Below are 26712 nucleotides of genomic sequence, written 5' to 3' on the forward strand. Positions count from 1 at the left end.
TTTGTCACCTGCATACCCCTCTGCAACCGCTGGTCGACACTGTAGTTTCTGACAGTAGCCAGGGATGGCTTTTCAGCATTAGCTGTCTTGAAGCCCAAGGAAGACCACAAGCCATGCTGGCCCGGACACCGACATTGCACAGCAGCACCCCGACGCTGACCGTCACCGACCCGCGTGGTTTGCCTGTGCGCTCGGTGGGTTATTGCCGCATTGCGCAAGGCGGAGCTGCCGAAGCGCGCGTCAATCGCACGGCCCATGACCCGGCGGGGCGCGCCATCGCCCAGTGGGATCCGCGATTGTTCAGCGACGCTTCGGCCCCGGCCAACCTTGTCTCAATTTATTCCCTTTCCGGCAAGGTGCTGAGTTCGACCAGCGTCGATGCCGGGTGGCGCGTCAGTTTGTGGGGCGAAGCGGATCAGCGGGTGCACAGCTGGGATGGCCGGGGCAGTCAGCGGCGGCTGGAGTACGACACGCTGCTGCGGCCGCAGGCGGTGTTCGAGCAGGAAGGTGAACTGTCATTCTGCTCGGAGCGTTACCTCTACGGCGGTGCCGATCCGGGCTTCGTCGACCGCAACCAATGCGGGCAATTGATCCGCCACGATGACCCAGCGGGAACAGGAGTGTTCGCTGAGTTTGGCTTGATGGGCCAGCTGCTGGAACAGACTGAGCATTTTTTGCGTCAGCTGGACTCGCTCGACTGGCCCGAGGAGTTGCTCGAGCGCAATAAGTTGCTTGAACCCGGCGCGGGCGCAACCACCCGATCGCGCTTCAATCCACTGGGCGATGTGCTGGAGCAGAGCGATGCCAAAGGCAATCGACAGAGCTTCAGCCAGACCGTTGGCGGTCAGTTACGCGAATCCCAGCTGCAATTGAAAGGGCCAGGGTCTGTGGGAGCGGGCTTGCCCGCGAATGTTTCACCTCGGTTTCAATCAGACCCGCAGCTCCTGGTCAGTGCCATCCAGTACAACGCCCACGGCCAGACCGAGCGGGAAACTGCGGGCAACGGCGTCATCACCACCCTGGAATACCGCCCTGAAGACGGTCGCCTGATCCGTCTTCAAGCCCGGCGCAGTGATGGCGGTACGTTGCAGGATCTGAACTACTGCTATGACCCGGTCGGCAATGTGCTGAGCATTGCAGACAAGGCGCAACCGATTCGTTACTTCGCCAACCAGCGCATCGACCCGATCAGCCGCTATGTCTATGACAGCCTTTACCAGCTGATCCAAGCCACCGGTTGGGAGGCGGGCGGCCCGAATAAAGGCCCGCACTATTCAGGTTTCGACGATCCTGCGCCGCGGGCCAATTACCGCCAGACCTACTGCTACGACGAGGGCGGCAACCTGCTGAAGCTGACCCACGACGGCCCGCAACACCATGGCCGCACCCTGACCGCCGCCCGGCACAGCAACCGCTGCCTGCCCGAACAGAATGACGGACCACCGAGCGAAGCAGAGATTGCCGCCGCTTTCGATGCCAACGGCAATCTGCTGAACCTGCAACCGGGGCAGGCGCTGAGTTGGGACCTGCGAAACCAGCTAAAGGAGGTGCGGCCGGTGGCGCGCGACTCCGGCCTCAACGACAGCGAAGGTTATGTCTATGGCGCCGACGGCATGCGCCGGCGCAAAGTCCGCTCGACCCAGACCAATGTCCGCACGCTGAATGCTGAGATTCGTTACTTGTCGGGTCTGGAAATCCGCAACCACAGCGGCACCGGTGAAGTGCTTCATGTGATCGTCGCCCAAGCCGGCAGAAGCAGTGTGCGGGTGTTGCACTGGGAGACGGAGCCGCCTAAAGGGATTGCCAATAATCAGTTGCGGTACAACGCCGCCGATCATCTGGGCTCCTGCACGCTGGAGCTCGATAGCGCGGGCGAGGTGATCAGCCAGGAAAACTATCATCCCTTCGGCAGCACCGCGTGGTTTGCCGGCAGGGGCGAAGTGGAGGCGAGTTACAAGACCGTGCGCTATTCGGGGAAAGAGCGCGATGCGACAGGGCTTTATTATTATGGGTTCAGGTATTACATAAACTGGCTACAACGCTGGACCAATCCGGATCCGGCTCTAAATCTGGACGGCCTGAATATGTTCGCCTTTGTGGGTCATAACCCCATCAGGTATGTCGATAAACAAGGGATGATGAAGTATGAAGTGGCCAATTTGTTTCGCGGAACCAAGGTAGAAACGCCGCCCGCCATGAGGGAATTAGTTCAACACAACATCGCTGCGCCACCGCACGGCATGACCGTGAACAGTACCCTTCATGCAGGTTTTGAGTTTGCCTACGACATGATATGGGCGACCAAAGGTCTCATGGTGCTGGGCGCAGGCAATCAGATTCCGGATCTGCTGAGTAGCCAGAACGGTTCAGAAAGTCATGCTAGCCAAGTGCGGGATCTCAGCGTTGTGGGAAGGTCCAGATATGAGCATGCATTGGCTGCGGGAGCGGGGCTTTGTAATGAATTTGCAGGGGTAACAGCGTACCTGGCTTCTTCTTCGAACAGGTGGCCTGGACTCCCGGTATCCATCACTTCCTTTCCGGGGCATATGTTTTCACTGTTAGGCGATTCGCGAATCAGTGACCCTATCGTCATGGACAGTTGGGTGACCTATCCGATACCTCATTTGTTTTCTCAAAGTCGCTATTCCGCGTATCCGGTGACTTCCGTTGATCACTCTCCGCGTATGCCGGGTGACCCCTTTTACGAGCTCGATACCGATGTGGTCGATCAGTTGCGGACCCAGCATTATGGGAACATCCAATCCCTGACTGGAAGTGACTGGATAACCGCTATCATTGAGATCGAATTGGTCTTGGGGCGAACGCAAAGCAACGAAGTTTGGTATCAACACACCGCAATGAATCATTCCCAGGATTTATTTGCGGTCAGCGACAACCTGGATCATGTGAATTTTGCTGAAGTCCCCGCTGATCAGGCTCCAGTGATAGAACAATCAGTTGTCTTGGCCCGGCACTTTGAAAACTCCTCGCCGCTGGCCAGGCTCTACAAGAGAATATGAACTGTGGTTCGGGTTGCTGCAAAACCAGGCACCTCGGTCATACAAGTACAATCGAGGTGTCTGGTAACGGCCGCTGTGTGGCCAATTGCAGACTGCACTAGCGATTACAAGACATTACTGCATCACGCTCAGAGTCCGACTCCTGGCCACCCGCAGCCGATAGAAACCGTAGATGACCAACACCCAGACCGGCATGGCGAAGACCGAAGCGCGTACCCCCGGGATCATCAACAACACGCAGATGATCATCGCCATGAAGGCCAGGCACAGGTAGTTGCTGAAGGGAAACCAGAACGACTTGAAGCTCGGCACTATGCCTTGCTGGCCCATGATCTTGCGAAACTTCAGATGGGTCAGGCTGATCAGCGTCCAGTTGATCATCAGCGATGCAACCACCAGCGCGAACAGCAACTCAAGCGCATTCTGCGGGGCAATGTAGTTAACCACCACGCACAACATAGTGACCAACGCCGATATGCCCAACGCCCGCAACGGCACACCCTGTTTGTTCAGTTTCATCAGCGCCTTGGGCGCGTCGCCCTGTTCGGCCAGGCCGTAGAGCATGCGGCTGTTGCAGTAGACGCCGCTGTTGTAGACCGAGAGTGCCGCGGTGAGCACTACGAAGTTGAGGATATGCGCGGCGATATCGCTGCCGATCAGGGAAAAGATCTGCACGAACGGACTGCCGCTGTAGGCATCGCCGGAAGCGCCGAGGGTCTGCAACAACTGATCCCATGGATACAGCGACAGCAGCACGGTGAGTGCGCCGACATAGAAGATCAGCACACGATAAACCACTTGGTTGATCGCCTTGGGAATCACCTTGCGCGGTTCGCTGGCTTCGGCGGCGGTGATGCCAACCAACTCCAGGCCGCCGAAGGAGAACATGATGAAGGCCATCGCCATCAGCAGACCGCTGCTACCGTTGGGGAAGAAGCCGCCGTGGCTCCACAGGTTGCTGACCGAAGCCTGCGGGCCGCCGGTGCCGCTGAACAGCATGTAGCAGCCCAGGACAATCATGCCAATGATCGCCACGACCTTGATGAGCGCGAACCAGAACTCCATCTCGCCGAAGACTTTGACGTTCATCATGTTGATCAGATTGACCAGCACAAAGAACACCGCCGCACTGACCCAGGTGGGGACCTCTGGCCACCAGAACTGCACGTACTTGCCCACGGCCGTCAGTTCCGCCATGCCGACCAGTACATAGAGCACCCAGTAGTTCCAGCCGGACAGAAAGCCGGCATAACCACTCCAATACTTGTGGGCAAAGTGGCTGAAGGAGCCGGCCACCGGCTCTTCGACGATCATCTCGCCCAGCTGGCGCATGATCAGGAAGGCGATGAACCCGGCAATTGCATAGCCGAGGATCATCGACGGCCCGGCCGACTTGAGCACTCCGGCCGAGCCCAGGAACAGCCCGGTACCAATCGCCCCGCCCAAGGCGATCAGCTGAATGTGACGATTTTTCAACCCCCGCTTGAGCTCGCCCTGTTGCAAGATTTCATCCGCCATCTGGATCCCTTCTAGTTGTTCTGGTCAGGCTTGGTTTGGTTGCGTGAGTGTATTCAATCCAGGCGCTTTTTTTCAGCGTTCAGACATTTCTCTCGGTAAATTTCTCGTAATACAGGTGCACGCTGTCGAACGCCTGGCTCTGCAACCAGCTCTTGATCGACTCGACGTTTTTTGCGCCACTCATGGGTTGACCTTCTTTATTCAGACCAATCGGTGCGTTCATTAGAGAGAGTGGGGCGGGCGGGGGTCTATCCGGTTAGTCGGCGAAGGCAGTCCAGAAAGTTCGGTAGCTGGTCAGTCGAGCAATGGGGTGGCCCCAAAAGATCGCAGCCTGCGGCAGCTCCTACGCCGACCGAGTACACCCGTGAATGGGCAGAAACACGCGATCGCGTAGCAGCTGCCGCAGGCTGCGATCTTGGCGATCTCGCGCGCGCCGGGTAACACCCTCGTGTACCGAACTGAGCAGCTACTACTCAACCTCTGCACCAAGCGATGAACGGCTGCACTCAATTGCAGCAATCAGGTACTGTTTTTCGGGGCGTCGAAGGCCTGCCCCAGCTTCGAACCGGCCGCGTTATCCGCTTAGTCGATGATTGCTATCCACTGGGTTGGCACAGCCGTTTTGTGGCTTGGAACTTGCTCTTTTCAAGCCTGATGCGTGCCGCTAGAGCGCGCTAAAAGAATATTGCCGTGGGTGCGCCGTGATGAGTAGCAACGCTGATCCGCAGTTTCGCGACATTCGTATCGATCGCTATGACCTCGAGGGTGCGCGGAACTGGATGTCCGGTATCTGCGGGCCGCACCGACTGCAAACCTCGACCCCCGAACGGATCCGCTTTCATCACAGCGCCAATGTGTTCAAGTCCATGGCCACGACCCTGGGCACCATCGAATACGGCACCGATGTCACCGTCGATATCGAAGACGCCGAGCACTTCAGCAGCTACAGCCTGAGTCTGCCGCTGGTGGGTGAGCAGGAGTTGAGCAAGGACGGCACGCTGGTGAAGTCCAACCGCGATCAAGGGGTGATCATTTCCCCGAACGAGAACCAGCTGCTGGCAATTTCCGGCGACTGTCGCAAAGTCCAGGTGGTGATCACCCGCGCGGCCATGAGCGAGTCCCTGGAAGGCATGCTGCAACGACCGCTGGATGCGCCGCTGCGTTTTGAGCCGGTGATGGATGCGGTCGATGGCGCCTCGGCCTCGTGGTGGCGCATGGCGCGTTACTTCATCGCCGAGCTGGAACGCAGCAATGAACTGTACGCGCAGGTCGCCTTCACCCGGGACATCGAAAGCTCCTTGATCAAAGGCTTGATCCTCGCCCAGCCGAATAACTATTCCGAAGAATTGCGGGGCGTATTAGGGGTGAAGCTGCCGCACTACTTGATCAGGGCCAAGCAGTACATTCACGACAACGCCCGCGAAGCGCTGCATCTGGAGGACATCGAAGCCGCGGCCGGGGTCTCGCGCTTCAAGTTGTTCGAGGCGTTCAAGAAGTACTTCGCCCTGTCGCCGATGGTCTACCTGAAAAAATACCGGCTGAACGCCGTGCGTCAGGAGATTCTTGAGCACGGTTCGGCACGCAATATCTCCGAAATCGCCATGGGCTGGGGCTTCAGCCATCTTGGGCGATTCTCTGCCGAGTACCGCAAGTTGTTCGACGAGTCCCCGAGCATGACCGTGCAGCGTCACGAGGCCCGGCGCATGCAGCGCTAGAGCAATTCTTCAATCAACTGCAGGCAATGATTGAGCCCCGGCGACTGGTCCGCGACCCGTCGACTGAGAATGATCGGCGAGGTGGCGGTGGCCTCGATCAACGGGGTGTAGCCGATATCGGCGCGGTGCAGCACCTGGACCGAGGCCGGCACCAGTGTGGTGCCCATGCCGGCCGCGACCAGGCCGATGGCGGTCTGCAACTCATTGGTCCACTGCGATACCTTGATACTCAGCCCATGGGCATCGAACAGCGCGATCACATGGTCGGCGTAACTCGGCCGGGGGTTGCCCGGATAGAGCACAAAAGGCTCCTTGGCCAACTCGGCAAGGGTCGTCGGCCCGGCCAGCAACGGGTGACCGGCAGGCAGGACGGCGACCAGACGATCCTCGATCAACACCCTTTGCGCAATGGCCGGATCGTCGATGCGGATGCGGCCGAAGCCGACGTCGATTCTGCCGGCCTTGAGCGCCTGGACTTGTTGCAGGGTGGTCATTTCCGACAGGCCCAGTTCCAGCTCCAGGGCGTCGTTGTTGCGCAGCCGACGAATCAGCTCCGGCAACATGCCATACAAGGTCGAAGGGGCAAAGCCGATGCCCAGCCATGTCTTCTCGCCCAGCCCGATGCGACGGGTGTTATCGCAGACCTTGCCCAGTTGCTCGAGCAGGACCTTGGAATGTTCATAAAAAAACCGCCCGGCTTCGGTCAATCGCAGCGGCCGGCCGCGCTCCAGCAGCACCACGCCCAACTCGTCTTCCAGCTGCTGAATCTGCCGGCTGAGGGGCGGCTGGGCGATATGCAGACGCTCGGCGGCGCGGGTGAAGTTGAGGGTCTCCCCCAGAACCTGGAAATAACGCAGATGGCGAAGCTCCATGGAGACTCCTCAAAGACAATGGTTCGGTACGCTGCATACCCTCAGGGTATGGATCGAGACCAATTCTATATTGGAACCTACAAACAATGGCGACCAGAATCGGGGGAAACAAGCAAAGAACCTGACGGGTATCGACATGCACGCTAGCGCCATTGAATCGATCGAGACGATCATCGTCGATCTTCCGACCATCCGCCCGCACAAGCTGGCGATGCACACCATGCAGAACCAGACCCTGGTGATCATCCGTGTGCGTTGTGCCGACGGTATTGAAGGTATCGGTGAGTCCACCACCATTGGCGGCCTGAGCTACGGCAACGAAAGCCCGGACAGCATCAAGACCAACATCGATCGCCACTTCGCCCCGCTGCTGATCGGTCAGGATGCCTGCAACATCAACGCCGCCATGCTGCGACTCGAACGCAGCATCCGTGGCAACACCTTTGCCAAGTCCGGCATCGAAACCGCCTTGCTCGATGCCCAGGGTAAACGTCTTGGCCTGCCGGTCAGCGAATTGCTCGGTGGACGGGTCCGTGATGCCCTGCCGGTGGCCTGGACCCTGGCCAGTGGCAACACGGCAAAAGACATCGCCGAAGCCGAACAGATGCTTGACCTGCGCCGTCACCGGATCTTCAAGCTGAAGATCGGCGCTGGCGAAGTGAATCAGGACCTGGCGCATGTCATCGCGATCAAAAAAGCCCTGGGTGATCGTGCCAGCGTGCGGGTCGACGTCAACCAGGCTTGGGATGAAGCTGTCGCCCTGCGCGCGTGCCAGATCCTCGGCGACAACGGTATCGATCTGATCGAGCAGCCGATCTCGCGCAACAATCGTAGCGGGATGGCCCGGCTCAACCTGTCCAGCCCGGCGCCGATCATGGCCGACGAATCCATTGAATGTGTCGAGGACGCCTTCAACCTGGCCCGCGAAGGCGCGGCCTCGGTGTTTGCCCTGAAAATCGCCAAGAACGGCGGCCCGCGCGCGGTATTGCGTACCGCGGCGATTGCCGAAGCAGCGGGGATCGGCCTGTACGGCGGCACCATGCTCGAAGGCGGGATCGGCACGCTGGCCTCGGCCCATGCCTTCCTGACCCTGGCCAAGCTGGCGTGGGATACCGAACTGTTCGGCCCGCTGCTGCTGACCGAAGACATCCTGGCCACGCCGCTGGTGTACCGCGATTTCCAACTGCACGTGTCGAACGAGCCGGGCCTGGGCCTGAGCATCGACGAGGAGCGCCTGGCGTTCTTCCGTCGCGACAAGTCTTCCCTGACCACTTCTCACGCCTGAGGACATACTGCCATGTTGTTCCACGTAAAAATGACCGTGAACCTGCCGGTCGACATGAATCCAGAGCGCGCCGCGCAGCTCAAGGCCGACGAAAAAGCCCTGGCCCAGCGTCTGCAGGAGCAAGGCAAATGGCGGCATCTGTGGCGGATCGCCGGGCTCTACGCCAACTACAGCGTGTTTGACGTCGACAGCGTGCAGGAACTGCATGATCTGCTGATGCAACTGCCGCTCTATCCGTACATGGCCATCGAAGTGAATGCACTGTGCCGGCATCCTTCGTCGATTCGCGAAGACGATCGCTGAGCCCTGTGAGCTTTGTGCTCTAACCTAATAAATACAAGATGAGGAATGAATCATGTCAGTCAGAATTTCCCACACTGCCAGCGCCCAGAAGTTTCTCGAAGAAGCCAGTGGCAACTTCAATGACGGTGGCAACCCACGGGCCAAAGCGCTGATCTACCGGATCCTGCGTGATTCGGTAAACATCATCGAAGACCTGGAAGTGACCCCGGAAGAGTTCTGGAAAGCGGTCAACTACCTCAACGAACTGGGCAAAAACCAGGAAGCAGGATTGCTGGTGGCAGGTTTAGGCCTCGAGCATTACCTGGACCTGCTGATGGATGCCGAGGACGAGCAGGCCGGCAAGTCCGGTGGTACGCCACGGACCATCGAAGGGCCGCTGTATGTTGCCGGCGCGCCGCTGTCGAAATACGAAGCGCGACTGGATGATGGTCTGGATCCTGGCGTAGTGTTGTTCATGCAAGGCCAGGTCCGCGACACCGACGGCACACCGCTGGCCGGCGCTATCGTCGACGTATGGCAGGCCAACACCGGCGGCACTTACTCCTACTTCGATGGCTCGCAGTCGGAATTCAACCTGCGCCGGCGTATCGAGACTGACGAGCAGGGTCGTTACCGCTTCCGCAGCATCGTGCCGTCCGGCTACGGTTGCCCACCGACCGGTCCGACCCAGCAACTGCTGGATCAGTTGGGCCGCCACGGCCAGCGCCCGGCGCATATCCACTTCTTCATCTCGGCACCGGGTCATCGTCACCTGACCACCCAGATCAATCTGTCGGGTGATCCGTACCTGCACGACGATTTCGCCTATGCGACCCGTGATGAGCTGATCGCCGATATCCGCTTCAGCGAGGACCAGGAAATGGCCCGCGAGCTGGGCGTCGAAGGGCGTTTCGCGCAGATCGACTTCGACTTCACCTTGCAGTCCGCTGCCGAGCCGGTTGAACAGAAGCGTATGGAGCGAGTCCGCGCCCTGGAAGACTGATAGCCCATCGCCGCAAAGATCGCAGCCTGCGGCAGCTCCTACGGGTCTACACCGGCCTCTGTAGGATCTGCCGCAGGCTGCGATCCTGGCGATCTTGCCAGAGCCGCGAGATAACCGACCGTTTATCTCGCGGCATTATTTATGCTGCCAAACGGCTTAGAATCACGGCATAGAACAATAAGAGTGTCTGGTTATGGAAAGTCTGCTGAGCGAGCGCAGTCTGGTGTTTGAACGTGCCGATCCCCATGCGGTGTCCGGCTACGTCAATCAGCACGTCGGCGTGCATTGCATCCACCTGCCCAAGGCGTCCAGCCCGCAGGCCAGCCTCAATCACCGAAAATTCGCCAGCCTGGACCTGTGCCGCATCAGCTATGGCGGCAGCGTTCACGTCACCTCTCCGGCACTGGAAACCATCTACCACCTGCAAGTGCTGCTCAGGGGCAATTGCCTGTGGCGCGGGCATAACCAGGAACATTACCTGGCGCCTGGCGAACTGCTGCTGATCAACCCGGATGACCCGGTCGATCTGACCTATTCCGCCGATTGCGAAAAATTCATTCTGAAAATCCCCACCAACCTGTTGGAATCGGCCTGCCTGGAGCAGCGCTGGTTGTACCCGGGGCCTGGGGTGCGCTTTTCGCAGAATCGCTACAATCTCGGCGAGCTGGACGGATTCGTCAATTTGCTGGCCATGGTCTGCATGGAAGCCGAGGCGAGTGAACCGATACTCAAGGTCCAGGAGCATTACGCCCAGATCGTCGCCAGCAAGATGCTGAGCCTGATGAAGTCCAACATCCAGCGCAGCCACCTGAGTTCGCGGGACGCCACCTTCGAGCACATCGTCGACTATATCGAGCAGAACCTGAAACAGGACATCGGCAGTGAAGAGCTGGCCTTTCAGGCCCGCATGAGCCTGCGTTCGCTGTACTCGCTGTTCGAGCGCCATGCCCGAACCACGCCGAACAACTACATTCGCCTGAAGAAGCTGGAACGGGTACATGCCTGTCTCAGCGATGAGACGTGCAACGTGCGTAACGTCACGGAACTGGCCATGGACTATGGCTTCCTGCACCTGGGACGGTTCTCGCAGAGCTATCGTCAGCAGTTCGGCGAATTGCCGTCGGACACCCTCAAGCGTCGCCACTGAATCATCGCGCCACCCCTCTGAGTCTCCCCCCCGTCCCCCGTGCAGAAAACGGATAGCGATCTGCACTCAGCGGATATTGCCGTTTTCGCCACCTCCCTAGCATGAGCCTTGCCTGAATAAAAACAACGGAGGGCTGTGACCATGTCATTGCGACCTGAATACCTTAATTCACTGCTTGAAGAAGACCCGGATCAAGGCGTCTACCGCTGCAAGCGCGAGATGTTCACTGACCCGCGGTTGTTCGATCTGGAAATGGAACACATCTTCGAAGGGAATTGGCTGTACCTGGCCCATGAGAGCCAGATCCCCAACAAGAACGACTTCTACACCACCACCATGGGCCGCCAGTCGATCTTTATCGCGCGGAACAAGGACGGTGTCCTCAATGCCTTCATCAACGCCTGCAGTCACCGCGGTGCGATGCTGTGCCGGCACAAGACCGGCAACAAGGCGTCCTATACCTGCCCGTTCCATGGCTGGACCTTCAACAACTCCGGCAAGCTGCTCAAGGTCAAGGACCCGGCCGAAGCGGGCTACCCGTCGAGCTTCAACTGCGAAGGCTCCCACGACCTGACCAAGGTCGCGCGGTTCGAGTCCTATCGCGGTTTCCTGTTCGGCAGCCTGAAAGCCGACGTAGTGCCGCTGGTCGAGCATCTCGGTGAGTCGGCGAAGATCATCGACATGATCGTCGATCAATCCGCCGACGGCCTGGAAGTGCTGCGCGGTTCGTCGAGCTACATCTACGAAGGCAACTGGAAACTCACCGCCGAGAACGGTGCCGACGGTTATCACGTCAGCTCCGTACACTGGAACTACGCGGCCACCCAGAACCAGCGCAAACAGCGCGAGGCCGGCGACTGCAATCCGACCATGAGTGCCGGCAGCTGGGCCAAGCAGGGCGGTGGTTTCTATTCCTTCGACAAGGGCCACATGCTGCTCTGGACCCGTTGGGCCAACCCGGAAGACCGTCCGCTGTACGAGCGTCGCGATGAGCTGGCCCAGGACTTCGGCCAGGCTCGCGCCGACTGGATGATCGAGAACTCGCGCAACCTGTGCCTGTATCCCAACGTCTACCTGATGGACCAGTTCAGTTCGCAGATCCGTATCGCCCGGCCGATTTCGGTGAATCGCACCGAGATCACCATCTACTGCATCGCGCCCAAAGGCGAGAGCGACGACGCCCGTTCCAAGCGCATTCGCCAGTACGAGGATTTCTTCAACGTCAGTGGCATGGCCACTCCCGATGACCTGGAAGAGTTCCGCTCCTGCCAGGTCGGTTATCAGGGCAGCGGTGGCTGGAACGACATGTCGCGCGGCGCCATGCATTGGGTCGAAGGCGCCGATGCGGCAGCCCAGGAAATCGATCTGCATCCGCTGCTCAGTGGCGTGCGCACCGAAGACGAAGGCCTGTTCGTGCTGCAACACAAGTACTGGCAGGAGACCATGCTCAAAGCGCTGGCCGCCGAGCAGTCGAAAACCATTCCCGTGGAGGCCGTGTGATGAGCATTTCTCACGACGCGGTGCGTGACTTCCTTTACCGCGAAGCGCGCTACCTGGACGACAAGGACTGGGACAACTGGCTGGAGCTGTACGCCGCCGATGCGAGTTTCTGGATGCCGTCCTGGGACGACAACGATGAACTCACCGAAGACCCGCAGCGGGAAATTTCGCTGATCTGGTACGGCAATCGCAGTGGTCTCGAAGACCGGGTCTTCCGGATCAAGACCGAGCGCTCCAGCGCCAGCGTGCCGGACACCCGGACCTCGCACAACATCAGCAACATCGAAGTGCTGGAAGTCGCCGATGGCCAGTGCAAGCTGCGCTTCAACTGGCACACCCTGAGCTTTCGCTACAAGACCGTGGACAGCTATTTCGGGACTAGTTTCTACACCCTCGACGTGCGTGGCGAGACCCCACTGATCAAGGCCAAGAAAGTCATCCTGAAGAACGATTACGTCCGTCAGGTCATTGACATCTACCATCTGTGAGGCCGCTGCCATGAGTCATCAAATTGCATTGAATTTCGAAGACGGGGTGACCCGCTTCATTGCCGCCGATGTCGGCGAAACCGTTGCCGACGCGGCCTATCGCCAAGGCATCAACATTCCGCTGGACTGCCGTGATGGCGCCTGCGGAACCTGCAAATGCTTCGCCGAAGCCGGTCGCTATGAGCTGGGCGATGAATACATCGAAGACGCCCTCAGCGAGGATGAAGCGGCACAGGGTTACGTGCTGACCTGCCAGATGCGCGCGCAAAGCGACTGCGTGGTGCGAGTGCCGGTGTCTTCGGACGTCTGCCGCACCCAGCAGAGCAGCTACAACGCCGCCATCAGCCAGATTCGCCAACTCTCCGACAGCACTCTTTCGCTGTCGATCAAGGGCGAGGCCCTGAGCAAGCTGGCATTCCTGCCGGGTCAATACGTCAATCTGCAGGTGCCTGGCAGCGAACAGACTCGCGCCTATTCCTTCAGTTCGCTGCAACGTGATGGCGAAGTCAGTTTCCTGATCCGCAACGTGCCGGGCGGGCTGATGAGCAGTTTCCTTACCGGGTTGGCCAAGGCCGGCGACTCGATCAACCTTGCCGGACCGCTGGGTTCCTTCTACCTGCGGGAAATCCGTCGGCCGCTGTTGCTGCTGGCCGGCGGCACCGGTTTGGCGCCCTTCACCGCAATGCTCGAACGCATTGCCGAGCAGGGCAGCGAACATCCGTTGCACCTGATTTACGGTGTGACCAACGACCACGACCTGGTGGAAATGGAGCGCCTGCACGCCTTCGCGGCGAGCATTCCAAACTTCAGCTTCAGCGCCTGTGTCGCCAATCCGGACAGCGGACATCCGCTCAAGGGCTATGTCACCCAACATATCGAACCACAGCATCTCAACGCTGGAGATGTCGACGTCTACCTCTGCGGGCCACCGCCGATGGTTGACGGGGTCAGCCGTTACCTGGCCGAACAAGGCATTGCGCCAGCGAACTTCTACTACGAGAAATTCGCCGCCAGCGCGGCCTGAATCCCATCCCAAGGTTGAGGAGCTGACATGAGCATTTCACGTTTCACCGGTAAGGTTGCATTGATCACCGGCGCCGCCCAGGGCATTGGCCGACGGGTTGCCGAACGCATGGCGGCCGAAGGGGCGCGACTGGTGGTGGTCGATCGTTCGGAGCTGGTGTTCGAGTTGCGCGATGAGTTGGCCGCCGGCAGCGAAGTGCTGGCGCTGACCGCCGACCTTGAGCAGTACAGCGAGTGCAACCGGGTGATGGCTGAAGCCATCGCTCGTTTCGGCCGGCTGGATATCCTGGTCAACAACGTTGGCGGGACGATCTGGGCCAAGCCGTTCGAACATTACAAACCCGACGAGATCATGAGCGAGGTGCAGCGCTCGTTGTTCCCGACGCTCTGGTGCTGTCATGCCGCGTTGCCGTACATGCTGGAGCAGGGCAGCGGCGCCATCGTCAACGTCTCGTCGATTGCCACCCGCAGCATCAACCGCGTGCCCTACGGTGCGGCCAAGGGTGGGGTGAATGCGCTGACGGCGTGCCTGGCATTCGAAACCGCCGAGCGCGGAATCCGGGTCAATGCCACCGCGCCTGGCGGCACCGAAGCACCACCCCGGCGCATCCCGCGCAACAGCGCCGAGCAGACGCCCCAGGAAAAAATCTGGTACCAGCAGATCGTCGACCAGACCTGCGACAGCACGCTGATGAAGCGCTACGGCACGATCGATGAACAAGCGGCGGCGATCCTGTTCCTGGCCTCGGACGAAGCGTCCTACATCACCGGCATGACACTGCCGGTGGGTGGTGGTGATCAGGGTTGATCGGCTGCTGACAGTTTCAATTTCAGCCAGTTATTAGCGTGAACGCAGAACCTGTGGCGAGGGGGCTTGCCCCCTCGCCACAATTCATCACCTGACCATAGATATTCATTACTGGCGTTCACTTTCGCACCACCAAATCAAGCAACGCCTCCCGCTCCTTGATTTTCTGCAACACGATTTCCGAGCGGATATCGGTCACCCCCGCCGTGCGATTCAGCTGGTTGACGATAAAATCCGAGAAGTGCTTGAGGTTGCGCGCCTGGACCCGCAGCACATAGTTGCTCGCGCCGGTAATCACGTAAGCGGTGACAACCTCCGGCCACAGCTGGACCTTCTTGATGAAGGTCTCGTGCCAGTCCTCGACGTCCTGTCGCAACGACACATGGACAATGGCTTCCAGTTCGATTCCGAGCTTTTCGGAGTTCAACACCGCGCGATAACCGGTAATGATTCCCTCACTTTCCAGCAGGCGCAAACGGCGTAAACAAGCCGACGGCGACAGGGCGACTTTCTCCGCCAATTCCTGATTGCTGATACGGCCATCCTGTTGCAGGTGATGCAGGATCCGCAGGTCTGTCGAGTCGAGAGTCATGGTTTGAATAAATCCGCGATTTTTGTAGTTGGATTCGAATTTTATTCGAGATAACTACTATACGGCTGCTCACTTTGCACGAATATTCTGCATTACGTCGTTCATTATCTCCCTATCGTGCAGCCGCGAATAACCCCTGAAACACGGCTCTCGCACCCATGTTCGACCCGACTTTCGCGATGTGCCCGGACGGCATGTCATTCAACAAACAGGACACTCAATGACTACAAGAAACGATTGCCTGGTGCTTGATGCACAGGACTCGCTGGCGCCCCTGCGTCACCAGTTTGCGCTCCCCGAAGGGGTGATCTATCTCGATGGCAACTCCCTCGGTGCACGCCCGGTTGCAGCGCTGGCGCGGGCTCAGGCAGTGATCGCCGAGGAATGGGGCAATGGCCTGATCCGCAGTTGGAACAGCGCTGGCTGGCGCGACCTGCCTGAACGTCTGGGCAATCGCTTGGCGGGGCTGATTGGTGCGCGTGAGGGTGAAGTGGTGGTGACCGACACCACCTCGATCAACCTGTTCAAGGTGCTCAGTGCCGCCCTGCGGGTGCAGGCCACACGGGCGCCGACCCGGCGAGTGATCGTCACCGAGACCAGCAACTTTCCGACCGACCTGTACATCGCCGAAGGCCTGGCGGACATGCTGCAGCAGGGCTACTCCCTGCGTCTGGTCGACAGCCCCGAAGAGCTGCCGCAAGCGATTGACCAGGACACCGCGGTGGTCATGCTCACCCACGTCAACTACAAGACCGGCTACATGCACGACATGCAGGCCCTGACCGCGCTGACTCACGAGTGCGGCGCGCTGGCCATCTGGGACCTGGCGCACTCCGCCGGCGCGGTGCCGGTCGATCTGCATCAGGCCGGCGCCGACTACGCCATCGGCTGCACCTACAAATACCTCAATGGCGGTCCTGGCTCGCAAGCTTTCGTCTGGGTTTCACCCGAGCTGTGCGATCTGGTGGCACAACCGCTGTCCGGCTGGTTCGGCCATTCGCGACAATTCGCCATGGAGTCGCGTTACGAGCCGAGCAGCGGCATCGCTCGCTATTTGTGCGGTACTCAGCCGATCACCTCCCTGGCCATGGTCGAATGCGGTCTGGATGTTTTCGCCCAGACCGACATGGCCAGCCTGCGCAGCAAATCCCTGGCCCTGACGGACCTGTTCATCCAGTTGGTCGAGCAGCGCTGCGCCGCGCACGAGCTGACCCTGATCACCCCGCGCGAACACGCCAGACGTGGCAGCCATGTCAGTTTCGAACATCCCGAAGGTTATGCAGTGATCCAGGCGCTGATCGCCCATGGCGTGATCGGTGATTACCGTGAACCGCGGATCATGCGTTTCGGCTTCACCCCGCTGTATACCAGCTTCACCGAAGTCTGGGATGCGGTGCAGATCCTCGGCGAGATTCTCGATCAGCAGACCTGGTCCCAGGAGCAGTTCCAGATCCGCCACAGCGTGACTTGAGCGGTCTGCCGCACACCCAATCACAATAATAAGGGGGCACCCAGAGTGACCACGACCGAGACTGGTTTTGAAAGCATCGCCAATCGCGAGCAGGGCCTCAGGCGCCAGCTCACCTCGGGGCAAATGAGCATGATCGCCATTGGTGGGGCGATCGGCACCGGGCTGTTCATGGGCAGTGCCTACGCCATTGGTTATGCCGGGCCGAGCGTGCTGCTCAGCTATGCCATTGGCGCGATCATCACCTTGCTGTTGATGGGCTGCCTGGCGGAAATGACCGTGGCCCATTCGACCTCGGGTTCGTTCGGCGCCTATGCCGAATTCTACGTCAGCCCGTTGGCCGGGTTCCTGGTGCGCTACGCCTATTGGGCGGCGATTGTGTTGGCGGTCGGCACGGAAGTGACGGCGGTGGCGATGTACATGAAGTACTGGTTTGCCAACGTCCCGGAATGGATCTGGATCGTCTCGTTCTCCAGCATCCTGATCCTGCTCAATGCCATCAGCGTGAAGACTTTCGGCACCTTCGAGTACTGGTTCTCGACCATCAAGATCGGCGCGATTGTCGGCTTCATTATCCTCGCGGTGTACGTGGTGTACGGTTCCGGCAACCCGGACTACGGCGTGCACAACTACACCGCCCACGGCGGGTTCTTTCCCCATGGTCTGCAAGGGATGTGGATTGCGGTGATCGTGTCGATCTTCAGCTACCTGAGCGTGGAGATGATCGCGGTGGCCGCCGGTGAAGCGCAGGACCCGGAGCGGGCGGTGAAGAAAGCCTTCCGCGCAACCATCGTGCGACTGGTGGTGTTTTACCTGCTGACCCTGGCGCTGATGCTGGCGATTGTGCCGTGGGTCCAGGCTGGTCATGCCCAGAGCCCGTTCGTCACCGTCATGCAGACCATTGGCATTCCGGGCGCAACCGGGGTGATGAACTTCGTGATTTTGATCGCGGCGTTGTCGGCGATGAACAGTCAGCTGTACATCACCACCCGCATGATGTTCAGCCTGTCCCGTGGCGGTTATGCACCTGAATCCATGGGCCTGTTGAGCAAGACCGGGATCCCGCTCAATGCCTTGTTGCTGTCGAGTTCAGGCATTGCCCTGGCCACCTTGCTCAACGTGCTGTACCCGGAAAGCTCCTTCACTTTGATGATGGCGATCTCGATGTTCGGCGCGATCTTCACCTGGTTCATGATCTTCCTGACCCACTACTGTTTCCGTCGCTACCACGAGCGCCACGGCGAGCGGAAACTGTCCTTTCGCATGCGCCTGTTTCCCTACAGCACCTTGTTGGGGCTGGTGCTGATGGGCGCGGTGATGATCACCACCTACTTCACCGAAGCCTTCAAGATGACCCTGGTATTCGGTGTGCCTTTCCTGATGCTGCTCACGCTGGTCTACGCGATCTTCTTTAGAAAACCCAAGGCCGCTGCAGCCTTGAGCCCGCTGCCAAAGGCCTAGCGCAAGGAACCATCAACGTCTGGCTCGGCGGCATTCAAAGGCTGCCGAGCCGGCATTGATCCTGGGCGGTCTCAAGACTGGCTTCGAACGCCTCCAGACCGGCGTGGAGTTGCTGCAAGGCGCCGATGCGCTCCAGTAGCTCGCGTTTTTTGGCGGCGATGGCGGCTTGCGCAAGCTCCCAGGGAAGGGCTTCGCCTCGATGTTGCTCAAACATCGCCTGCATTTCCTTGAGCTTGAAACCCAGTTGCTGGGCGCACTTGATGAACATCAGCAGCTCGACGCTTTGTTGGGTGTAGATCCGGTAGTTGCCCTGGCGCTGTGCGGGCGGCAACAAGCCGATGGCTTCGTAGTGACGGATGCTCTTGACGGTGGTTCCCGACAGCTGCGCGGCTTTGCCGATGTACATGAAAAATCCCTTTTATGAATATCCCTGAGTACATTATCCGAGAGATTCAATGGCTGGCGATAGCCTGTACTTGCTTGAGCCAGGTCTGCCGTTGCGCAACTTTGGAACCGAGAATCGGCCCGAAGGTGAGGGTTTTGATTGGCTTGATGCCGCAGAACTCCAACGTGGTTTTGCGCATCTGGTGCAGCCCGGGCATGCGGTAAATCCATTGGTAGTACCAGGGCGGCGTGTCCATGGTCACCAGCAGGTGGGCGGTGCGCCCTTGCAGGAGTTTGTCCGGGAAGGCCTTGCCTTCACGGTACTTGAAGGCGAAACCCGGAAGAAAAATCCGGTCGAGAAAACCTTTGAGCAACGCCGGAATCCCGCCCCACCAGATCGGATAGATAAACGCCAGATGTTCGGCCCAGGTGATATCCGCCTGGGCTTGCAGCAGATCGGCTTCCAGGGGCTGGAGCTGATTGTAGCCTTCGCGCAACACCGGGTCGAAACTCAGCGTGCCCAGGCGTAACTGGCGTACCTGGTGCCCGGCACTTTGCGCGGCTTGTACGTAGCTGTCGGTGAGCGCACTACAGAAGCTGTCGCTGGAAGGGTGGCCAAGAATCACCAGTATGCGTTTGCTCATCAGACCGCTCCGGAACAGGAGTCCGCAGGATAAAGTCTGTCCTTGGGGGGAGAGTCAAGCGTGCGCTACTCGGCGATCAAGGCCTCAAGCAAGGCCCTGGCATAACCGGGCAGAGTGTCGAATGAGCGCGCGCACAGCAGCAACTTTCGCTGAGCCCAGTCTTCCTGCAGGGCGACGCTTTTGAACGGCTGATCGCCCGTCCAGCGCTGGATCGCCGCCAGGGGCACGATCGCCACTGCGGCGCCGCGAGCGACCATGCGGATCACCCCGTCGAAGCCTTCGGCGCGGATGCGGATTTGCATGCGGATGCCGACGTGCAGCGCCTGTTCTTCGAGGTACACCGCCAACGCGCTGTTGGCGGCCAGACCGACGTAGTCGTGAAGCAAGGTGTCGCTGAAGCTCGGTGGCCCGCCAGCGGCCAGGGGATGATCGGACGGCATGATCAGCACCAGCGGGTCGTCGCGAAAGGGCCGGGTCTCGAGGTCGTGAGTGTCCACGGCGTCGGAGACAATCCCCAGATCGGCCGAACCCTGGCGCAGGGCGTGGGTGATGCGCAGGCTTGGCAGTTCTTGCAGATCAATGTCGAGGTTGGGGTGACTGCGCAGAAAGTCCGCGAGCAATTCCGGCAGATACTCGGTGATCGCCGTGGTGTTGCACAACAGCCGCACCTGACCTTTGACGCCCTTGGCGTATTCAGCCAGATCCTGCTGCATGCGTTCTGCCTGTTGCAGCAGCCCCCGGGCATGTTGCGCCAGGGCCTTGCCCGCTGGAGTAGGGCTGACGCCACGCCGCCCGCGCTCGAGAAAGGGCGTACCCAACGAAGCTTCCAGCGCCCGGATCCGCGCACTGGCCGCCGCCAGCGACAAGTGACTGCGGGCGGCACCGGCGGTGATATTGCCGGCTTCGAGGATGTTCAGGTACAGGCGAAGGTCGGTCAGGTCGAAGTGCATGCTGGGGCGCCTGAGATTAGAAAGTTATGAGTTGACTGGGCTGGCGCCTATCGCGAGCAAGCTCGCTCCCACAGGGAATCTATGTTGGGTGAAAATTGTGTGTGCACTGCAAATCCAATGTGGGAGCGAGCTTGCTCGCGATGGCGTCGGCAGCCTCAACAAAGTTTACAGCCTCTTGCTGAGCAAGAGGCAGCCTCAGTATATGGCGAATTTTCAAGATCGATCCCAGGCCCCAGGATAACGCCATGAATACTCTCGTCGCGTTCTACCAAAACCTTGGTCTGGCCTTATCTCTGTTGGTCATCGGCACCTTCCTGCTGGCCGGCATGATCAAAGGCGTGATCGGCCTCGGCCTGCCGACCATCGCCATGGGCCTGCTCGGTCTGGCTATGCTTCCGGCGCAGGCTGCAGCACTGCTGATCATCCCGGCGACTGTGACCAATGTCTGGCAACTGGCCTTTGGCGGGCATTTGAGTGGGCTGGTTAAACGGTTGTGGCCAATGCTGCTGGCGATCTTTATCGGCACCGCGGCAGGGACGTTGTGGCTGGGGATCGATGGTGGATATGGGGTGGTTCGGGCGCTGGGCGCGGCCTTGTTGCTCTACGCCTTGAGCGGTCTGTTCTTGCCGACTTTGCAGGTGAACGCCGGCACCGAGGGTTGGCTCGGCCCGCTTTGCGGTGTACTGACCGGCATCATCACCTCGGCCACTGGCGTCTTCGTGATTCCGGCCGTGCCGTACCTTCAGGCGTTGGGGTTGAGCAAGGATGAACTGGTACAGGCGCTGGGCCTGTCGTTCACTGTTTCGACCCTGGCGCTGGCCGCCGGTCTGCTCTGGCGCGGGGCATTGGGCGGTGGCGAGTTGAGTGCATCGCTACTCGCCCTGATGCCGGCGTTGCTGGGTATGCTGCTGGGGCAGTGGCTACGCCAGCGAATCAGTGCCGTGCTGTTCAAGCGGGTGTTCTTCATTGGCCTCGGCGTACTCGGCGGCCACCTGTTGATCAGCGGCTAGCGGACGACGGGCTGAGCATGTCGATGCGACGGATATCGAAATCGCGCTCCAGATAATCCATGCGCTGCTCGAAGAACTGCTTCATGTGCGGCAGGTTCGAATGCACATCCAGATGCGCCCGGGATTGCCAGATCTCGTAAAAGATAAACAGCGTCGGGTCTTGCTGGTCGCGCAGCATGTGGTATTCGATGCAGCCGGGCTCGGCGCGGCTCGGTTCCACGTAAGCGCGGAACAGCGCTTCGAAGGCTTCGGCTTTTTCCGGTTTGGTCTCGGCGTGCAGGATGAAGCCGTGCAACTCACTCATGTCGATCTCCTCAAATTCGGGTTCGAAAAGTCTACGACAACAATCCGCTGGTGATTCGTGCGTATGGGTCAAATGTATTTTGCCAGTTTCTGGCTTATTCCCGCAGCGCTCCATCGATACCCTGCCGTCATCATTTTTTAACCCTTCTCGATCCAGCGACTTATCCACAGCGCTGCCGATTGGACCCTGATGAGGCTCACCATGAAAAAAGTCCTGTTGCTCAACGGTGGCAAGAAATTCGCCCACTCCGATGGCCGCTACAATTCGACCCTGCATGACGCCGCGCTGAGTGTGCTGGACCGCGGCGGCGTCGATGTGAAAGTCACCCACATCGATGAGGGTTACGACCTCGCTGAAGAGGTCGCCAAGTTCCTTTGGGCCGACGTGATCATTTATCAGATGCCGGGCTGGTGGATGGGCGCACCGTGGACCGTCAAGAAGTACATCGACGAAGTCTTCACTGAAGGCCACGGCAGCCTGTACGCCAGCGACGGTCGCACCCGTTCCGATGCCTCGCAGAAATACGGCAGTGGCGGCCTGTTGCAGGGCAAGCAATACATGCTCTCGCTGACCTGGAACGCGCCGCAGCAAGCTTTCGACGACCCGACCGACTTCTTCGAAGCCAAGGGCGTGGACGCGGTGTATTTCCCGTTCCACAAGGCCAACACCTTCCTCGGCATGAGCGGTCTGCCGACGTTCCTTTGCGTCGACGTGATGAAACGTCCAGCTATCGAGGCCGACGTGGCGCGCTACGAGCAGCACCTGAAAGAGGTTTTCAACCTGCCGCGATAAGCGTTTCTTTTGTGTGACTTGCGGCTAGTATCGGGTTTACCGCTGAAAAGATCGCAGCCTGCGGCAGCTCCTACGGGATCGCGTGTTTCTGCACATTCAGGGGTATACCCGGTCGGCGTAGGAGCTGCCGCAGGCTGCGATCTTGGCCATCTTGCTGCAGACTGATCCGCTAAAGAGGACACACGTGAAAGCCAGATCCGATGAGTTGCAGATTTTCGTCTGTGTGATCGAGTGCGGTTCGATTTCCGCGGCGGCCGAGCAGGTCGGACAAACGCCCTCGGCGGTCAGCCGTACGCTGTCGCGGCTCGAGGCCAAGCTGGAGACCACGCTGATCAACCGCACTACGCGGCGCATGGACCTGACCGAAGAGGGCAAGTACTTCTTCGAGCACGCCAAGTTGATTCTCGAACAGATGGATCACCTCGAAGAGCGCTTGTCCTCGCGTCAGCAAACACCCTCGGGTCGCTTGCGGATCAACGCCGCCTCGCCGTTCATGCTCCACGCCATCGTCCCGTACATTGACGAATTTCGCCGTTTGTATCCGGACATCCAGCTGGAACTCAACAGCAATGACCTGATTATCGACTTGCTCGAACAAAGCACCGATATCGCCATTCGCATCGGGCCCTTGGCGGATTCAACCCTGCATGCCCGCTCCCTGGGTTGCAGCCCGCTGCACATCCTCGCCAGCCCCGAATACCTGGATAAGCACGGCACACCGACGACCGTAGCAGAACTGGCTGGGCATTCGCTGCTGGGCTTTACCCAGACCGAAAGCCTCAATCATTGGCCCTTGCGGCATGCCCAGGGTGATCGCTGGCAGATTCAGCCGGGAATCTCGGCATCCAGCGGTGAAACCCTGCGCCATCTGGCGCTGGAGGGGCAGGGCATTGCCTGCCTGTCGCATTTCATGACCATCGATGACATCAAGGCCGGTCGCTTGACGGTGCTGTTGGCCGAAGCCAATAGCGGTTATCGGCAACCGATCAATGCGGTGTACTACCGTAACTCGCAGTTGGCGTTGCGTATTCAATGCTTCCTCGACTTCATCCAGAGCAAGCTGGCGGCCTACGCCATGACGGTGTTCGAAGGCTGATTCGTGACCTCTGCGCAAGATTGAATTGGGCAATCCGGACTTTTTCAACAGGGATCAGTCCTCGATACTCGTTCCATCACTTACTCACGCAGGGAGTCCTCTCCATGAACGTATTCGTAACCGGCGCCGCAGGTTTTATCGGTGGCTCCATCGCAACTGGCCTGATCAAGGCCGGCCATCAAGTCACCGGCCTGGTGCGCAGCGCCGAACAAGCTAAAGAAATGACCGCATTGGGCATTACCCCAGTGATCGGTACGCTCGACGACAGCGTCCTGCTGGCCGAACAGGCTCGCGCCGCAGACGCTGTGATCAACGCCGCCAGCAGCGACCATCGCGCAGCAGTCGAAGCCGTGCTCGGAGCGCTGCGCGGGACGAACAAGACCTTCCTGCATACCAGCGGTTCGAGCATTGTCGGCGATGCCAGCGGCGGTAAATCCAGCGATGTCATCTACTACGAAGACAACTTGCCGGAGCCGACCGTCGACAAGGCTGCTCGCGTGGCCATCGACAATCTGATCCTCGCCGCGGCGCGCGAAGGTGTGAACTCGGCAGTGATCTGCAACACGCTGATCTACGGCCACAGCCTCGGGGTCAAGCGCGACAGCGTCCAGTTGCCACGCTTGCTCAAACAGGCGCGTAAAAGCGGGGTGGTCCGGCATGTCGGCCCGGGTCAGAACATCTGGTCCAACGTGCACATCGAAGACGTGGTCGCGCTGTACCTGCTGGCGCTGGAGAAGAATGTGCCCGGCACTTTCTACTTCGTCGAAAGCGGCGAAGCGTCCTTCATCGAAATGACCACCGCCATTGCTCAGGCACTCGATCTGGGTGAACCGCAAGACTGGCCGCTGGCCGATGCCGAAGCCGAGTGGGGTTATGAAATGGCCAACTATGGCTTGGGTTCCAACAGCCGGGTGCGCGGAAAACATGCCCGCGAAATGCTCGGTTGGGCGCCGAAGCGTACGTCGGTTGTAGAGTGGATTCGTAACGAGATGGTCTGAGGGCATTCGCTCCAGACCGAGTTGAGGCCATCGCGAGCAAGCTCGCTCCCACAGGTCCAGCGCCAGCCCATATATTTTGGAGCGACGCGATCCAATGTGGGAGCGAGCTTGCTCGCGAAAGCGGCTTCAGCTTCGCCGCAGAGCTTCGAACCAGACCCGGATCAATGCTCCAACAACCGCTCAATCCCCTCCGGCTTGTCATGCACGCCGAAGCGATCCACCAGGGTTGCGCTCGCTTCATTCAATCCCAGCACCTCAACCTCGGCACCAGCGCTGCGCAACTTGAGCACCACCTTGTCCAACGCGGCGACGGCGGTGATGTCCCAGAAGTGTGCGTGGGTCAGGTCGATGCAGACGTTGCGCAAGGTTTCCTTGAAATCGAAGGCGGCGCTGAATTTGTCGGCGGAGCTGAAGAACACCTGGCCGATCACCCGGTAAGTGCGCTGCTGGTTGGCGGCGTCGACCGATGATTCCACCGCCAGGTAATGGCCCATCTTGTTGGCGAAAAACATCGCCGCCAGCAGCACCCCGGCCAATACGCCATACGCCAGGTTATGCGTGCCGACCACCACCGCCACGGTAACCACCATCACGATGTTGGTCGACAGCGGATAGCGTTTGAGATTGCGCAACGAGTCCCAGCTGAAGGTGCCGATGCAGACCATGATCATCACCGCCACCAGCGCGGCCATCGGAATGCGACTGACCCAGTCACTGAGAAACACCACCATGAACAACAAGGCGACCCCGGCAATCAAGGTCGACAGCCGTGTGCGGCCACCGGATTTCACGTTGATCACCGACTGGCCGATCATCGCGCAACCGCCCATGCCGCCGAGCAGGCCGGTGGCGATATTGGCCAGGCCCTGGCCTTTGCATTCGCGGTTCTTGTCGCTCGGCGTGTCGGTCATTTCGTCGAGGATGGTGGCGGTCATCATCGACTCCAGCAGGCCGACCACCGCCATCGCCGCCGAGTACGGGAAGATGATCTTCAACGTCTCCAGGTTCAGTGGCACATCCGGCCAGAGGAAAATCGGCAGTGTGTCCGGCAGCTCGCCCATGTCGCCGACGGTGCGGATATCCAGCCCCAGCCACATCGCCACGCCAGTCAGTACCAGGATGCACACCAGCGGCGAGGGAATGACCTTGCCGATCTTCGGCACATAGGGGAACAGGTAGATGATCCCGAGACCGGCGGCGGTCATGGCGTAGACATGCCAGGTGACGTTGGTCAGCTCCGGCAGCTGGGCCATGAAAATCAGAATCGCCAGCGCGTTGACGAAACCGGTGACCACCGAGCGCGAAACAAAGCGCATCAACGAACCCAGCTTGAGAAACCCGGCGCCGATCTGCAGCGCGCCGCATAGCAGCGTGGCCGCCAGCAGGTATTGCAAACCGTGGTCTTTGACCAGGGTCACCATCAGCAACGCCATGGCACCGGTCGCGGCGGAAATCATCCCCGGCCGACCCCCGGTGAAAGCAATCACCACCGCCATGCTGAACGAGGCATACAAACCGATCTTCGGATCGACCCCGGCAATGATCGAAAAGGCGATGGCTTCGGGGATCAGCGCAAGCGCGACCACCAGACCGGCCAGCACGTCGGCGCGGATGTTGGAGAACCAGTGTTGTTTGACGGTTGAAAGCATCGGGGTGTCCAGGGTCGAGCGGGGGAGTGCGAAGGACGCGAGTTTACGGGACTGGGGAAGAGGGTGCGACCGACCAGTAAAGCCGAGCACAACCCTGTGGCGAGGGAGCTTGCTGTGGCGAGGGGGCTTGCCCCCGCTGGGGCGCGCAGCGGCCCTAAAATCTGCAACACCATTGTGACAGGCATACCGCATTCTCAGGTTTTACGACTGCTTCGCAGCCGAACGGGGGCAAGCCCCCTCGCCACAAGTGATCACCGGACAGGATATTCGCGTATCTGTTAATCAAGGCCCAACCAGATACTCCAGCTCCTGGGCCCGGGTCCTGGTCATCTCCAGAACGCAGGAACCAGCGTTGATACTGTCGATGGTCCCGCCCGTCAAACTGCCGACCAATCCGCAGTTGGCATCACGGTACTTGATCCACATCCGCTGGACGTTTTGCAGCTGGCTCTTCTTGTCAGCCTCCAGCGCCGCCATGGCTGCCTTGTACCCTTTGTTCAGCCGGGTATCCTGCAGTTGGATTTCAGCTGCGGTGCAATCGAGCATGTTGACGGTTACGCCTCCCGACGCCTCCATGCACTTTTTGTAGGCAGGGCTATCAGCGTTGTCAGCGGCATAAGCCGAGCCGCAAAACGCCACTAACAGGCTGCAGGTAGTAAATAGAGAGCGGGGGTTCATGGTTGGCCTTTCCTGGTCAATGGGT

Annotated in this window: 25 protein-coding genes; 16 read left to right on the plus strand and 9 right to left on the minus strand. The window is 59.7% G+C overall.

Annotated elements, in window-relative coordinates; all coding sequences use genetic code 11:
• The first annotated feature begins 113 nt into the window (after positions 1–113).
• Positions 114–3020 carry an RHS repeat domain-containing protein gene (locus F8N85_RS16415; protein ID WP_150804613.1) on the plus strand — a complete coding sequence of 969 codons (2907 nt, stop codon included), beginning with the start codon at positions 114–116 and terminating at the stop codon, positions 3018–3020.
• 114 nt (positions 3021–3134) lie between these two features.
• Here F8N85_RS16415 and F8N85_RS16420 read toward each other — a convergent pair whose 3' ends face one another.
• On the minus strand, positions 3135–4538 hold the full coding sequence (locus tag F8N85_RS16420) for an amino acid permease (RefSeq protein WP_150804614.1): 1404 nt from the start codon (positions 4536–4538) through the stop codon (positions 3135–3137).
• A gap of 704 nt (positions 4539–5242) precedes the next feature.
• Here F8N85_RS16420 and F8N85_RS16425 point away from each other — a divergent pair.
• Positions 5243–6253: an AraC family transcriptional regulator gene (locus F8N85_RS16425; RefSeq protein ID WP_150804615.1), complete on the plus strand. Its 1011-nt coding sequence runs from the start codon at positions 5243–5245 to the stop codon at positions 6251–6253.
• Here the strand turns inward: F8N85_RS16425 and F8N85_RS16430 are convergent.
• The gene (locus F8N85_RS16430; protein WP_150804616.1) at positions 6250–7125 is read right to left on the minus strand and encodes a LysR family transcriptional regulator; all 876 of its coding nucleotides are present in this window, start codon (positions 7123–7125) and stop codon (positions 6250–6252) included. The genes F8N85_RS16425 and F8N85_RS16430 overlap by 4 nt on opposite strands.
• 136 nt (positions 7126–7261) lie before the next feature.
• Between F8N85_RS16430 and F8N85_RS16435 the strand changes: the two genes are divergently transcribed.
• The 8 genes from F8N85_RS16435 (at position 7262) to F8N85_RS16470 (ending at position 14661) form a co-directional block, all read left to right on the plus strand.
• Positions 7262–8410 (plus strand): muconate cycloisomerase family protein, encoded by a 1149-nt coding sequence (locus F8N85_RS16435; protein ID WP_191636197.1) that lies wholly within the window; start codon positions 7262–7264, stop codon positions 8408–8410.
• 12 nt (positions 8411–8422) lie between these two features.
• The gene (gene catC, locus F8N85_RS16440; protein ID WP_007936026.1) at positions 8423–8713 is read left to right on the plus strand and encodes a muconolactone Delta-isomerase; all 291 of its coding nucleotides are present in this window, start codon (positions 8423–8425) and stop codon (positions 8711–8713) included.
• Positions 8714–8765: 52 nt separating this feature from the next.
• Positions 8766–9695 (plus strand): catechol 1,2-dioxygenase, encoded by a 930-nt coding sequence (catA, locus tag F8N85_RS16445; RefSeq protein ID WP_150804617.1) that lies wholly within the window; start codon positions 8766–8768, stop codon positions 9693–9695.
• A 193-nt stretch (positions 9696–9888) separates the two neighbouring features.
• Positions 9889–10842, plus strand: coding sequence for an AraC family transcriptional regulator (locus tag F8N85_RS16450; protein WP_150804618.1), 954 nt, complete (start codon positions 9889–9891; stop codon positions 10840–10842).
• A gap of 141 nt (positions 10843–10983) precedes the next feature.
• Positions 10984–12342 (plus strand): benzoate 1,2-dioxygenase large subunit, encoded by a 1359-nt coding sequence (gene benA / locus F8N85_RS16455; protein ID WP_150804619.1) that lies wholly within the window; start codon positions 10984–10986, stop codon positions 12340–12342.
• Positions 12342–12830 carry a benzoate 1,2-dioxygenase small subunit gene (benB, locus tag F8N85_RS16460; protein WP_150804620.1) on the plus strand — a complete coding sequence of 163 codons (489 nt, stop codon included), beginning with the start codon at positions 12342–12344 and terminating at the stop codon, positions 12828–12830. The genes benA and benB overlap by 1 nt, the downstream gene beginning before the upstream one ends.
• Positions 12831–12840: 10 nt before the next feature.
• Positions 12841–13854 (plus strand): benzoate 1,2-dioxygenase electron transfer component BenC, encoded by a 1014-nt coding sequence (gene benC / locus F8N85_RS16465; protein ID WP_150804621.1) that lies wholly within the window; start codon positions 12841–12843, stop codon positions 13852–13854.
• A gap of 27 nt (positions 13855–13881) precedes the next feature.
• On the plus strand, positions 13882–14661 hold the full coding sequence (locus F8N85_RS16470; protein WP_412072497.1) for a 1,6-dihydroxycyclohexa-2,4-diene-1-carboxylate dehydrogenase: 780 nt from the start codon (positions 13882–13884) through the stop codon (positions 14659–14661).
• Positions 14662–14779: 118 nt separating this feature from the next.
• On the opposite strand, the gene F8N85_RS16475 is transcribed toward F8N85_RS16470, so the two are convergent.
• Complete coding sequence (locus F8N85_RS16475) at positions 14780–15253, minus strand: Lrp/AsnC family transcriptional regulator (protein ID WP_150804622.1); 474 nt, start codon at positions 15251–15253, stop codon at positions 14780–14782.
• Positions 15254–15473: 220 nt separating this feature from the next.
• Here F8N85_RS16475 and kynU point away from each other — a divergent pair, with 220 nt between their 5' ends.
• Together kynU and F8N85_RS16485 are read left to right on the plus strand one after the other, a co-directional pair.
• Positions 15474–16724, plus strand: coding sequence for a kynureninase (kynU, locus tag F8N85_RS16480; RefSeq protein WP_150804623.1), 1251 nt, complete (start codon positions 15474–15476; stop codon positions 16722–16724).
• A 45-nt stretch (positions 16725–16769) separates the two neighbouring features.
• A complete protein-coding gene (locus F8N85_RS16485) occupies positions 16770–18182 on the plus strand; it encodes an amino acid permease (protein ID WP_150804624.1) in 1413 nt (470 codons plus the stop codon).
• 34 nt (positions 18183–18216) lie between these two features.
• Here the strand turns inward: F8N85_RS16485 and F8N85_RS16490 are convergent, their stop codons facing one another.
• The 3 genes from F8N85_RS16490 to F8N85_RS16500 all read right to left on the minus strand — a co-directional run bounded on the left by F8N85_RS16490 (position 18217) and on the right by F8N85_RS16500 (position 20160).
• Entirely contained in the window at positions 18217–18588 is a 372-nt protein-coding gene (locus tag F8N85_RS16490; RefSeq protein ID WP_150804625.1) for a MerR family transcriptional regulator, read from the minus strand.
• A gap of 46 nt (positions 18589–18634) precedes the next feature.
• Positions 18635–19210 (minus strand): NAD(P)H-dependent oxidoreductase, encoded by a 576-nt coding sequence (locus F8N85_RS16495; RefSeq protein ID WP_150804626.1) that lies wholly within the window; start codon positions 19208–19210, stop codon positions 18635–18637.
• Between the two features lie 65 nt (positions 19211–19275).
• Complete coding sequence (locus tag F8N85_RS16500; RefSeq protein WP_150804627.1) at positions 19276–20160, minus strand: LysR substrate-binding domain-containing protein; 885 nt, start codon at positions 20158–20160, stop codon at positions 19276–19278.
• Positions 20161–20405: 245 nt separating this feature from the next.
• On the opposite strand from F8N85_RS16500, the gene F8N85_RS16505 reads away from it, so the two are divergent.
• Positions 20406–21170: a sulfite exporter TauE/SafE family protein gene (locus tag F8N85_RS16505; protein ID WP_150804628.1), complete on the plus strand. Its 765-nt coding sequence runs from the start codon at positions 20406–20408 to the stop codon at positions 21168–21170.
• On the opposite strand, the gene F8N85_RS16510 is transcribed toward F8N85_RS16505, so the two are convergent.
• Positions 21160–21474 carry a putative quinol monooxygenase gene (locus F8N85_RS16510; protein WP_150804629.1) on the minus strand — a complete coding sequence of 105 codons (315 nt, stop codon included), beginning with the start codon at positions 21472–21474 and terminating at the stop codon, positions 21160–21162. The two genes, F8N85_RS16505 and F8N85_RS16510, sit on opposite strands and share 11 nt — an antisense overlap.
• A 201-nt stretch (positions 21475–21675) precedes the next feature.
• Here F8N85_RS16510 and F8N85_RS16515 point away from each other — a divergent pair, with 201 nt between their 5' ends.
• From F8N85_RS16515 to F8N85_RS16525, 3 genes are all read left to right on the plus strand, one after another.
• Positions 21676–22266: an NAD(P)H-dependent oxidoreductase gene (locus F8N85_RS16515; RefSeq protein ID WP_150804630.1), complete on the plus strand. Its 591-nt coding sequence runs from the start codon at positions 21676–21678 to the stop codon at positions 22264–22266.
• A gap of 184 nt (positions 22267–22450) precedes the next feature.
• Positions 22451–23362 carry a LysR family transcriptional regulator gene (locus tag F8N85_RS16520; protein WP_150804631.1) on the plus strand — a complete coding sequence of 304 codons (912 nt, stop codon included), beginning with the start codon at positions 22451–22453 and terminating at the stop codon, positions 23360–23362.
• A 104-nt stretch (positions 23363–23466) separates the two neighbouring features.
• Positions 23467–24360, plus strand: a complete 894-nt coding sequence (locus F8N85_RS16525; RefSeq protein WP_150804632.1) for an NAD-dependent epimerase/dehydratase family protein — start codon at positions 23467–23469, stop codon at positions 24358–24360.
• Between the two features lie 161 nt (positions 24361–24521).
• Here the strand turns inward: F8N85_RS16525 and F8N85_RS16530 are convergent, their stop codons facing one another.
• The gene (locus tag F8N85_RS16530; RefSeq protein WP_150804633.1) at positions 24522–26009 is read right to left on the minus strand and encodes a SulP family inorganic anion transporter; all 1488 of its coding nucleotides are present in this window, start codon (positions 26007–26009) and stop codon (positions 24522–24524) included.
• A 282-nt stretch (positions 26010–26291) separates the two neighbouring features.
• Positions 26292–26687, minus strand: a complete 396-nt coding sequence (locus tag F8N85_RS16535) for a lysozyme inhibitor LprI family protein (protein ID WP_150804634.1) — start codon at positions 26685–26687, stop codon at positions 26292–26294.
• Positions 26688–26712: the final 25 nt, after the last annotated feature.

Origin of the sequence: Pseudomonas fluorescens (assembly GCF_902497875.1) — a bacterium.
Classification (GTDB): domain Bacteria; phylum Pseudomonadota; class Gammaproteobacteria; order Pseudomonadales; family Pseudomonadaceae; genus Aquipseudomonas; species Aquipseudomonas fluorescens_BR.

Bases quoted from the DNA above. Each gene is read 5' to 3' on its own strand.
- F8N85_RS16530 (WP_150804633.1), bottom strand. From the start codon at position 26,009: ATGCTTTCAACCGTCAAACAACACTGGTTCTCCAACATCCGCGCCGAC.
- benA (WP_150804619.1), top strand. From the start codon at position 10,984: ATGTCATTGCGACCTGAATACCTTAATTCACTGCTTGAAGAAGACCCG.
- F8N85_RS16535 (WP_150804634.1), bottom strand. From the start codon at position 26,687: ATGAACCCCCGCTCTCTATTTACTACCTGCAGCCTGTTAGTGGCGTTT.
- F8N85_RS16475 (WP_150804622.1), bottom strand. From the start codon at position 15,253: ATGACTCTCGACTCGACAGACCTGCGGATCCTGCATCACCTGCAACAG.
- benB (WP_150804620.1), top strand. From the start codon at position 12,342: ATGAGCATTTCTCACGACGCGGTGCGTGACTTCCTTTACCGCGAAGCG.
- F8N85_RS16500 (WP_150804627.1), bottom strand. From the start codon at position 20,160: ATGCACTTCGACCTGACCGACCTTCGCCTGTACCTGAACATCCTCGAA.
- F8N85_RS16450 (WP_150804618.1), top strand. From the start codon at position 9,889: ATGGAAAGTCTGCTGAGCGAGCGCAGTCTGGTGTTTGAACGTGCCGAT.
- F8N85_RS16515 (WP_150804630.1), top strand. From the start codon at position 21,676: ATGAAAAAAGTCCTGTTGCTCAACGGTGGCAAGAAATTCGCCCACTCC.
- F8N85_RS16420 (WP_150804614.1), bottom strand. From the start codon at position 4,538: ATGGCGGATGAAATCTTGCAACAGGGCGAGCTCAAGCGGGGGTTGAAA.
- F8N85_RS16415 (WP_150804613.1), top strand. From the start codon at position 114: ATGCTGGCCCGGACACCGACATTGCACAGCAGCACCCCGACGCTGACC.
- F8N85_RS16525 (WP_150804632.1), top strand. From the start codon at position 23,467: ATGAACGTATTCGTAACCGGCGCCGCAGGTTTTATCGGTGGCTCCATC.
- benC (WP_150804621.1), top strand. From the start codon at position 12,841: ATGAGTCATCAAATTGCATTGAATTTCGAAGACGGGGTGACCCGCTTC.
- F8N85_RS16435 (WP_191636197.1), top strand. From the start codon at position 7,262: ATGCACGCTAGCGCCATTGAATCGATCGAGACGATCATCGTCGATCTT.
- catA (WP_150804617.1), top strand. From the start codon at position 8,766: ATGTCAGTCAGAATTTCCCACACTGCCAGCGCCCAGAAGTTTCTCGAA.
- F8N85_RS16490 (WP_150804625.1), bottom strand. From the start codon at position 18,588: ATGTACATCGGCAAAGCCGCGCAGCTGTCGGGAACCACCGTCAAGAGC.
- kynU (WP_150804623.1), top strand. From the start codon at position 15,474: ATGACTACAAGAAACGATTGCCTGGTGCTTGATGCACAGGACTCGCTG.
- F8N85_RS16430 (WP_150804616.1), bottom strand. From the start codon at position 7,125: ATGGAGCTTCGCCATCTGCGTTATTTCCAGGTTCTGGGGGAGACCCTC.
- F8N85_RS16495 (WP_150804626.1), bottom strand. From the start codon at position 19,210: ATGAGCAAACGCATACTGGTGATTCTTGGCCACCCTTCCAGCGACAGC.
- F8N85_RS16425 (WP_150804615.1), top strand. From the start codon at position 5,243: ATGAGTAGCAACGCTGATCCGCAGTTTCGCGACATTCGTATCGATCGC.
- catC (WP_007936026.1), top strand. From the start codon at position 8,423: ATGTTGTTCCACGTAAAAATGACCGTGAACCTGCCGGTCGACATGAAT.
- F8N85_RS16470 (WP_412072497.1), top strand. From the start codon at position 13,882: ATGAGCATTTCACGTTTCACCGGTAAGGTTGCATTGATCACCGGCGCC.
- F8N85_RS16505 (WP_150804628.1), top strand. From the start codon at position 20,406: ATGAATACTCTCGTCGCGTTCTACCAAAACCTTGGTCTGGCCTTATCT.
- F8N85_RS16510 (WP_150804629.1), bottom strand. From the start codon at position 21,474: ATGAGTGAGTTGCACGGCTTCATCCTGCACGCCGAGACCAAACCGGAA.